This window comes from Achromobacter sp. 413638, assembly GCF_043119405.1.
Lineage (GTDB): Bacteria > Pseudomonadota > Gammaproteobacteria > Burkholderiales > Burkholderiaceae_B > Achromobacter.
Map to the genome: position 1 here is coordinate 1 of NZ_JBICCO010000202.1, position 217 is coordinate 217.

The 217-nt window shown below is 60.8% G+C and carries 1 pseudogene; it reads right to left on the reverse strand.

From position 1 onward, the window contains the following. Positions 1 to 203, reverse strand: a pseudogene (locus tag ACEU5R_RS32050) (IS110 family transposase); the annotation flags it as partial. Between the last annotated feature and the right edge of the window lie 14 nt (positions 204 to 217).

A 217-nucleotide genomic window follows, 5' to 3' on the forward strand; every position in this document is an offset into this window, starting at 1 on the left:
AGTTCTTCGATGCGGCGCGCCATCCAGTGCGCGCCGGCGCAGGCCTCCATCACCACTGTGCTGCGCGGTGTGTTGCCCAGTAACTTGAACAGATCCTGGCGCGAGCACTTCTTGCGAAACATCATCCTGCCGGCCGCGTCCTGCCCATGCAGATGGAAGCTGTGTTTGCCCAGATCGATGCCAATCAGCGTGACGGTGCTCATGAGAGGTCTCCCAA